We start from the raw sequence: 9,054 nt of genomic DNA, 5'->3' as shown, positions 1-9,054 counted from the left end.
TGATCGATGCCGGCATCATGGCGCTGCCGAGCTTCGCGCCAGGCGGGCCGATGCCCAGTCAGTCCGGCCGGCTGGTGGGGCGCATGCCCGATGCCGGGGAACGCGCGGCCACCGCGCTGCTCTACGTCGCGCTGATGGTCGATCTGTCGCTCGACCTCATCCATTCGAACAACACGGTGATCGTCGATGGCGGGCTGAACACAGGCGGTGTGTTGGCCGGACTGCTGGCGCAGTTGCGTCCCGGCCAGGCTTTCCTGCAGGGCGCCACGCTGGAGGGCAGCGCCACGGGTGCAGCGGCGCTCGCCTTCGAGAGCGTCGGGCGCGAATTCGCCGCCGAAGTTCCAGAGCCGGTGCACGCGTCGCGTTTCACCGGGTTGGCAGGCTATCGCAGCAACTGGCGTGACGCCACGATGGACCAGAGCGTCGCCGGTGCGGCAGTGGGAGGCGCGCGATGAGTGCGATTGCCCAGGCTGAGACGGCGCGCCAGCCGGTGCTGGAGATGCGCCACATCTCCAAGACGTTCGGCGCGATCCGTGCCTTGCACGATGTCTCGCTCAGCGTCCATGCCGGGGAGCTGCACGCCCTGATGGGCGAGAACGGCGCCGGCAAGTCGACATTGATGAAAGTGCTTTCAGGCGCCTATCGGCCGGATGCCGGCGGCGAGATCCTGATCGACGGCATGCCGGCTGCGACCGGCGATCCGATCAAGGCGCGCGCCAGCGGCGTCGCGGTGATCTATCAGGAGCTGTCGCTGGCGCCCAATCTGACGGTGGCGCAGAACATCTTCCTCGGCAACGAGCCGCGACGCTTCGGCATCGTCGATCGCGACCAGTGCACCCGGCGCGCCAGCGAGATCATCAAGCGGCTCGGCGTTTCCTTTTCGGCCCGCGACATGGTCTCCAGCCTGTCGCTCGGCGAGCGCCAGCTGGTCGAGATCGCCCGCGCGCTATCGACCAATGCGCGCATCATCGTCATGGACGAGCCGACCACGTCGCTGACCTCGCGCGAGACCGACCGGCTGTTCGAGGTCATCGCGACGCTGAAATCGCAAGGCATCGCCATCATCTACATCAGCCACCGCATGGAAGAGGTCTACCAGCTTGCCGACCGCGTCAGCGTGCTGCGCGACAGCGGTTATGTCGGCACGCTCGAGCGTGCCGACCTCAGTGCCTCGCGCCTCGTCTCGATGATGGTCGGCCGCGATTTGTCGGCTTTCTACAAGAAGGATCATCGGCCGCCGGATGAAAAGCGCGCGGTGGCGCTCTCGGTGCGCGCCATGTCCGACGGCCGTCTCCTGAAAAACTGTTCGTTCGACCTGCACAAGGGCGAGGTGCTGGCGCTGGCGGGTCTGGTCGGTTCCGGCCGCACAGAGCTTGCGCGGCTGATCTTCGGCGCCGACAGGCACATTTCAGGCACGCTGGAACTCGACGGCAAACCTGTAACCATCGGCTCGCCGCGCGAGGCGCTCGATGCCGGCATCGCCTATCTGACCGAGGACCGCAAGGAACTCGGCCTGTTCCTCGACATGTCGATCTCCGACAATATCAGCATGGGCGTGCTGGCGCGGGATTCGCGCGCCGGCGGCTTGCGCGACTTCGCGGCCGCCGAAAGGCGTGCTTCCAAGGCCGTTGCCGATCTCTCCATCCGCACCAGTTCGGTGCAGGCCAATGCCGGCTCGCTGTCGGGCGGCAACCAGCAGAAGGTGCTGCTCGCCCGCCTGCTCGAGACCGAGCCGAAGGTCGTCATCCTCGACGAGCCGACCCGCGGCGTCGATGTCGGAGCGAAATCGGAAATCTACCGGCTGATCGACAATCTCGCCAAGCAGGGCATCGCCATCCTGATGATCTCCAGCGAACTGCCCGAGGTGATCGGCGTCGCCGATCGCGTGCTGGTGATGCGCGACGGAAAGATATCGGGCGAGGTGACGGCATCGCAAGGCGAACCGCTAAGCCAGGAGGAAATCATGGAACTTGCAACGGGAGCGGCTCAGCAATGACCGACAAGGCGACCGAGATCAGCGCAGGCGGCCAGGCCACCGGCACGAGCCGACGGTTGCGCACGGCTTTCGCTGCCCTTGGCATGCTGCCGGTGCTGATCCTGCTGGCGGCCGGCTTCCAGTTCCTGAACCCGCGCTTCCTGACCGAGACCAACCTGTTGATCGTCACCCAGCAGTCGTCGATCAACATCGTGCTGGCGGCCGGCATGACCTTCGTCATCCTCACCGGCGGCATCGACCTGTCCGTCGGCGCCATCCTCGCCGCATCGGCGATGGTGGCGGTGATCGTATCGCTGGTGCCGGACTGGGGTTTGCTCGGCGTGCCGGCGGCCATTCTGGTCGGCCTCGGCTTCGGCCTCATCAACGGGCTGCTCATCGCCTACATCAAGCTGCCGCCCTTCATCGTCACGCTGGGTTCGCTGACCGCGGTGCGCGGTGTCGCCCGCCTGCTCGGCCAGGACACCACGGTGTTCAATTCGGACCTGCCGTTCGATTTCATCGGCAACGGTTCGCTGTTCGGCATCCCGTGGCTGGTCATCATCGCACTGTCGGTGGTGGTGCTGTCCTGGCTGGTGCTCAAGCGCACCGTGCTCGGCACCTGGATCTACGCCGTCGGCGGCAATGCCGAAGCGGCGCGGCTGACCGGTATCAAGGTGCCGCTGGTGCTGCTCTTCGTCTATGGCGTTTCCGGCCTGCTGGCCGGCCTCGGCGGCGCCATGTCGGCGGCCCGGCTCTACGCCGCCAACGGCTTGCAGCTGGGCCAGTCCTACGAACTCGACGCCATTGCCGCGGTCATTCTCGGCGGCACCAGCTTCGTCGGCGGCGTCGGCTCGATCTGGGGAACGCTGATCGGCGGCCTGATCATCGCGGTGCTCTCCAACGGGCTCATCTTGGCCGGTGTCTCGGACATCTGGCAGTACATCATCAAGGGATTGGTCATCATCGTGGCGGTCGCCCTCGACCGCTACAGGCTCCAGGCAGGAGCAAGAACGTGATTGACCTTAGTCGCCGGCGTCAACGACCGGTTTGTGTAACGCACCGTGAGAGGCGCGGGGCAATCGGAGGAAAGCAATGAAGACCATCGCCAAACTGCTCTGCGGCGTCGCACTCGCGTCGCTCGCCATCGCGCCTGCTTCGGCCAAGGACCTCAACAAGGTCGGTATCTCGGTCGGCCTGCTCGGCAATCCCTTCTTCGTCGCCACCATCAAGGGCATCGAGGACGCGGCCAAGAAGATCAACCCGAAGGTCGAGGTGACCTCGGTATCGGCCGATTATGACCTGAACAAGCAGGTCTCGCAGGTCGATTCGTTCATCGCCGCCGGTGTCGACGTGATCATGCTCAATGCCGTCGACGCCAAGGCGATCGCGCCGGCGGTGAAGAAGGCACAGGCCGCAGGTATCGTCGTTGCCGCCTTCGACGTTTCGGCGCCGGGCGCCGACGTCACCGTGATGACCAACAACGTCAAGGCCGGCGAAGAGGCCTGCCAGTACCTGGTCGACCACACCGGCGGCAAGGGCGACTACGTCATCCTCAACGGACCGGCATCGTCGTCGATCCTGGAGCGGGTGAAGGGCTGCAAGAACGTGCTTTCGCAGCATCCCGACATCAAGATCCTCTCCGACGACCAGAATGCCGAAGGCTCGCGCGACGGCGGCCTGAAGGTGTTCCAGTCGCTGCTCACCCGCTTCGACAAGATCGATGCGGTGTTTGCCATCAATGACCCGACGGCGATCGGCGCCCAGCTCGCTGCCAAGCAGCTCAACCGTTCGGAGTTCATCTTCACCGCCGTCGACGGCGCGCCCGATATCGAGAAGGAACTCTCTTCCGGCACCTCGATGATCAAGGCCTCGGCCTCGCAGGATCCCTATGTGATGGCCGGCCAGTCACTGACGATGGCGGCCGAGCTGCTGGCCGGCAAGAAGCCGGCGGAGCCGACCGTTCTGCTCGACCCGAAGCTGATCACGGCCGAGAACCTGAAGGACTACAAGGGCTGGACCGCAGCCCGCTAAATTCTTCCAAGACCGGTGCGGCCGGGATGACCCGGCCGCACCTTGTCAGCACCGGAGACGATGATGTCGCGTATTGGAATCCATTCTTTCGTCTGGTCGGCGAGCTCGGCTCAGGCCGATCTGGAGCGCACGCTGGCCAACACCAGGGAGGCCGGCTTCGATCTCATCGAATTCTCCTATCTCGACCCCGCCGATGTCGACATCGGCGGGCTCGCCAGGCGCATCGCCGATCTTGGCCTCGGCGTGGCGATCAGCATCGGATTGCCTGTTGACGGCGATATTTCGAGCGCCGACAGGGCGATTGCCGCGCGCGGCGTCGAAATCCTCAACGATACCATCGCGCTGACGCGTGACCTCGGCGGCCGGAAGGTCGCCGGCATTCTCTCGACCAGCCACGGATTGCAGGTCGAGGCGCCGACGCGCGATCAATGGCAGCGCAGTGCCGGCACGCTGGCCAAGGTTGCCGAAACAGCCAAGGCGGCCGGCGTCACGCTCAACCTCGAGATCGTCAACCGCTTCGAAAGCAATCTGCTCAACACCGCCGCGCAAGGACTGGCCTTCATCGAGGACACTGGCTCGGACAACATCTTCCTGCATCTCGACACGTTCCACATGAACATCGAGGAGGCCGATGTCGGGCTGGCCATCCATCAAGCCGCGGACAAGATCGGCTATGTCCATATCGGCGAAAGCCATCGCGGCTTCCTCGGCACCGGCAATATCGATTTCGCCGCGATCTTCGATGCGCTGACGGCGATCGGCTACAGCGACGATCTCAGCTTCGAATCCTTCTCTTCGGAAATCGTCGATGAGCACCTGTCGAAGAAGACCGCCATCTGGCGCAATCTGTGGACGGACAACATGGCGCTGGCCAAGCACGCGCGCGCCTTCATCGGGCTCGGGCTGGAGACGGCAAGGCGCAAGGCGGAACTCGTTTCGGCGCGCCACAAACCCTGACCCGCCCGTCGAGAGGGCGCGGCGTGCGCCGCATGGCAGGGCTCTGACTTCAAATCAACAAACGGCCTTATGGCAGCCAGTGCTGGCAGCTTTTGCGCCGCCAGCTTTTTCGCGATAGGAATTTTTTCTTGACTCGGTGACCTCAGCTATGGTACATTTTTGCCTATGGTGCTGATTTGCGCCAGTGACCCGCCGCACAGGCGGGTTTTTGTTTGATGCACCGTCAGCCAAGGTGCCGGCCGTATGGCGGCGGCATTGCTCGCGGCAGGTGCATCGGTTATCTGACCGGCCAGGCAAACAGCGCCACGCAATCCCCAAACGGAGTTCAGCACATGACACGCGAGACAATCCTCAAATTCGGCACCGTCGAACACGCGGACGCAGGCGATCTGGCTGGCTGGATCGTCGTCGAGGGCAGGCCGACCATGCAAACCGCCGTCCAGCACACGACCGAGGACGGCAAGGTGTTGTCGGGCACCTGGCGGGCGACACCCGGCACCTATCACGCCACCTATACCGACTATGAGTTCGTGCACATGATCGCCGGCCGCATCATCATCACGCCGGACGGCGGCACGCCGGTCGAGGTCGGCCCCGGCGATGCCTTCGTCGTGGAAGCGGATTTCAAGGGAACCTGGAAGATCATCGAGCCGGTGACGAAGCATTTTGTCGTGCGGGTCGGCTGAAGCGGGGTGATCCGTCTGGCCGCGCCATCGCGGCGAGTGCTCAAGCGAAGCTTTTTCGTGCCTCCGGGGGCCTTTTGGAGGCCATCCCACCGACATCGCCTGGGTGTCGCCGATGGCTCGGAGGAGGTGCGCTGACCTGGGCGCGGTAAGCGTATTCGCTGATCTCTGCATTCGCCGGGGCCTCGGCCAGGCCACTCCTCGGACTCCGGTCATTGGGTCATGAAGGCGTCTGCGGCGTCATCCAGACGGTCGGCCTCGACATGAATGATACGGCACTCGCCAGCCAAGCGCCCTCTCATCGGTGCTTGCCGGCCAGGTATCCTTGATAGACCGGATTGATCCCCTAGTTCTTTCGGGGGCGCGGCAATCGCGAGGTTGCCTCGGGGGCAGCGGCGGTTCGCGCCGTTCTGACTGCACGCCGCGGAAAGACGGTTGGACCGACGCATCCATGGAGGTCGTCGTGCGTCAATCGCGTGGATTCACCTGTGCGTATTTCGTCTTAGCTTGCTCGATCGCGGTAGTTTGCGCAGGAGCTGCAACCGGTGGTCAGCAAGGCGGAGGGCATGGCAACGGCGGCCATGGTTCTGGTGACCATGGGGGCGGTGGAGGTCATGACGCCGGCGGCAACCAGGGCGGCTCGCACAAAGGGACTGGCGACGACCCCGGCGGCTCCAGTTCGTCGGCGGACGACGGCGAGACCAGCACAAGCGGCACTACGACAGCCCCGGGGACTGTAGGTTCGGCCACCGCCACTGCTGTTGCGTCCGCAAGGGGCGGACAGTCGCTCGACCTCCCGGCCGCTCTCCAGCCTCCCAGCGACAGCAAAACTCAATCAACAGTCAGCCGAACCGAGGCGCTGCCGGGCGTCCCGGATAAAGTCGTTCGGGCCTGCCATGATGCCATCGAGTCGGCCGCCGCTCCGTTGGGGGCGACCAGCGTGCGCGTCACCAGCGCGGGCTTCGTACATCAGTTGAGTCGGGCGACGATCTCGGCCCCCATCGAGGTCAGCATCGACTATGCGCGGCAAGGCAGCGTGGAAACGCGGCAGGCGGCGATCCAATGCGAATTGGACGCGACAGGCAGCGTGATCGGCCTGACATAGCGCATCGCGCAGAACACTCTCGCTGATGAAGCAGGGTGAATTCGAGAGGCCATTCATCTTTGGCCGAAATGGCAGCAGGCCTCGGGTGCATTACGAAGGGGTGCGGGGCATCAAAAATGGCCTTCCACGGAAGCGACCGCGCAGTCGGAAATCACTGCGGTGTCACGTGTCTTGGCAAGAGCGAATAAGGAAGTGTGATCGAACGCACCCGGGTCATCCGCGAAGGGCTGCGAACCTTGCCAATCTTCTTGCTGACGGCCTTCACCTGGCTGGCTGCCGCGCGGCCAGAACGCGGCTTCAGGGGCGGTTCGATCTGCGCGCTGCGGCGCTCAGTCCTGAGCCTGTCGTTGTCCCCGCGCGCCGCAGCCAAGTCGCGGGCAAGAGAAACAGTGGCCTTGCGTTGCTCGTCCAGAGCCTCCTGAAGCTTAGCGACACGCACCAAAAGAGCTTGGGCGGCGGCTTCGCGCTCGATGCGTGCTCTGTCGAGATCCTTACGATTCATGACGGCTGTAGTACGTTCCCGTGCCAGGGCCTGTGCCGTCTCGGTTGCGGCCTGCTCGGCACGCTCTTTCGCTGAGACTGCCTTGGCTCGCTCCAGTTCAGCCGCCTGGCGCTCGATGCGAGCTTCTTTCAGCTCCTCAACGGCCGCTGCTGCTGCAGCGCGTTCTCGTGCGAGCGTTCGCTCCGTGTCAGCTGCGGTCCGCTCCACTTGTTGTCTCGCTGTGACCGCGTCGGTCTGTTCCTGCTCAGCCGCAGCCGTACGCTTCATGAGTGCGGCATTGGCCAGTTTCGCTTCGGCGAGATCGCCACGAAGCAGCTCCGTCTTCCGGCGCTCGTCGTCGAGTATGCCGCTCGCCTGCACCAGTGAAGCCTTGGCCGTGGCGCGATCCTTGGCGGCCTCGGTCTCAAGCTGTTCAATTTGGACGCGCGCTTGCGATAAATCGCGCGCCTGCCTTTGGGCTTGCTCCTGCTCGAGATGAGCAGCGGGCATCTCCTTAAGGACATAGCTGGCGCCCTCGCTCAGCATCGTGCCGGCCTCTCCCGCAATGCGCCGCAACGCGTCAAGGGTGCGGGCTGCCGCGAGTTCATTGCGCAACCGCTCCTCGCGCGCGTCATCGGCAGCTGCCATGCTTGCCCTCAGCGTGTGGATCTGCTTGCTCGCCTCGAGGAGCGCTCCCTGCAGAGCGGCGCTCCTGGCACGCTCGCCTTCCGCCGCCCGGTGCTCCTGGTCGGCCAATTGTCTCGCAGCGGCAGCCTGAGCACGATCCGTCCCGGTTTGCGCCTGGTTAGCCGTGAGATCCGGGCCAAGCAATTCGGCACTCGCCTGAAATCCCAGCGGGCGCGAAAGGTCTCGATGGGCCTGGTCTTGGGTTTGCGAGATGGCGGAAGCGCTTTCGACCCAGATTTGTCTCGTCATCGCATAGCCAATCGGCGCGGCCAGACAAATGGCGGCGAGACCCAAGCGCGATACAAGAACGATCGGCCTGCGAACGACAGGGTTTGAGGCAGGCGCCATGGCCGGGTCGGGATCTCTCAACTGAGCTGTGAAATTCAAACCGCGATCCGCAGCATAGGCCAACGGAGCAATTTTTGGCGGTGAAGCCTTATGGCGCAATTGGTTCCATGCCGACCCGCAAATCCGCTTCCCACGTTCCGCGATCGCGCTGATGGATGCTGCAAGCCGGCCAGACTGCACTCTGTTCGGTGCAGGAGCACCGGTCTCGACCACTGACGAGCACCCGCTGGGTTCGGATGTCGCGGCGAAATGTTCGATTCGCACTCCGAACCGAGAGTAGTTGGTATTTTGAGCCCGAACATCCAGGCCGACCGCATGCAAGGGGTTGGCAGCCTTGGAAGAAGCAGGCCCGACGACAAGTCCGTCCGGGCTTTCCCATTCCCAAGAAGCCTCGTCGGCGAAACCGGATCTGCCTTCGTCAAACGCTGCAAGGCGGCGCCGTCGCACTGCGGCAAGGATACGCCGGAGCACAAGATAGACGCCCACCGATGCAAGCGTCACCACTGCGCTCAGAATGGCCAGATTTACGTCGTTTGCATACATTTCGGCAAGATAATTTGGCATTGCCGTGCCCGTGCGTTCTGGGTGTATTGCCAAGTTCATAAAGCGATGTCTGGTCATTCGCCTTGGTATTCGCCAAGGCCTTACCGCTCTCGGAGCGTCGCTTTCTTCGGGATCCTTCTGGTCCTTGCGAATTGTTGCGGATGGCGGGGCGCCGGTCGCGTTCCGATAGATCGCCGCAGTTGATATTCCGTAGCGGGCAATGGCCGACCAAGGACGCATGCAG

At 64.0% G+C, this 9,054-nt stretch carries 7 protein-coding genes and 1 pseudogene; 7 read left to right on the top strand and 1 reads right to left on the bottom strand.

Annotated elements, in window-relative coordinates; genetic code table 11:
* From EN969_RS06535 to EN969_RS35230, 7 genes and pseudogenes are all read left to right on the top strand, one after another.
* A pseudogene (locus EN969_RS06535) lies at window positions 1-455 on the top strand (carbohydrate kinase); the annotation flags it as partial.
* Window positions 452-1,996: a sugar ABC transporter ATP-binding protein gene (locus EN969_RS06530; RefSeq protein WP_024503725.1), complete on the top strand. Its 1,545-nt coding sequence runs from the start codon at window positions 452-454 to the stop codon at window positions 1,994-1,996. The pseudogene EN969_RS06535 and the gene EN969_RS06530, both read left to right, overlap by 4 nt.
* Window positions 1,993-2,991 carry a COG4158 family protein gene (locus tag EN969_RS06525; RefSeq protein ID WP_027162931.1) on the top strand — a complete coding sequence of 333 codons (999 nt, stop codon included), beginning with the start codon at window positions 1,993-1,995 and terminating at the stop codon, window positions 2,989-2,991. Before EN969_RS06530 ends, EN969_RS06525 begins: the two co-directional genes overlap by 4 nt.
* A gap of 76 nt (window positions 2,992-3,067) precedes the next feature.
* On the top strand, window positions 3,068-4,006 hold the full coding sequence (locus EN969_RS06520) for an ABC transporter substrate-binding protein (RefSeq protein ID WP_013529341.1): 939 nt from the start codon (window positions 3,068-3,070) through the stop codon (window positions 4,004-4,006).
* 63 nt (window positions 4,007-4,069) lie between these two features.
* Entirely contained in the window at window positions 4,070-4,963 is an 894-nt protein-coding gene (locus tag EN969_RS06515) for a sugar phosphate isomerase/epimerase (protein WP_063169118.1), read from the top strand.
* 332 nt (window positions 4,964-5,295) lie between these two features.
* Window positions 5,296-5,649: a cupin domain-containing protein gene (locus EN969_RS06510; RefSeq protein ID WP_024503728.1), complete on the top strand. Its 354-nt coding sequence runs from the start codon at window positions 5,296-5,298 to the stop codon at window positions 5,647-5,649.
* Between the two features lie 937 nt (window positions 5,650-6,586).
* Window positions 6,587-6,751, top strand: coding sequence for a hypothetical protein (locus EN969_RS35230; protein ID WP_164745797.1), 165 nt, complete (start codon window positions 6,587-6,589; stop codon window positions 6,749-6,751).
* A gap of 151 nt (window positions 6,752-6,902) precedes the next feature.
* On the opposite strand, the gene EN969_RS35865 is transcribed toward EN969_RS35230, so the two are convergent.
* Window positions 6,903-8,888, bottom strand: coding sequence for a hypothetical protein (locus EN969_RS35865; RefSeq protein ID WP_244514235.1), 1,986 nt, complete (start codon window positions 8,886-8,888; stop codon window positions 6,903-6,905).
* Window positions 8,889-9,054 lie beyond the last annotated feature (166 nt).

The organism is Mesorhizobium sp. M7A.F.Ca.CA.003.01.2.1 (assembly GCF_003998945.1).
Classification (GTDB): Bacteria; Pseudomonadota; Alphaproteobacteria; order Rhizobiales; family Rhizobiaceae; genus Mesorhizobium; species Mesorhizobium ciceri.
Note: the sequence above shows the minus strand (reverse complement) of the source record. Positions and strands in the feature narration are given on the sequence as shown.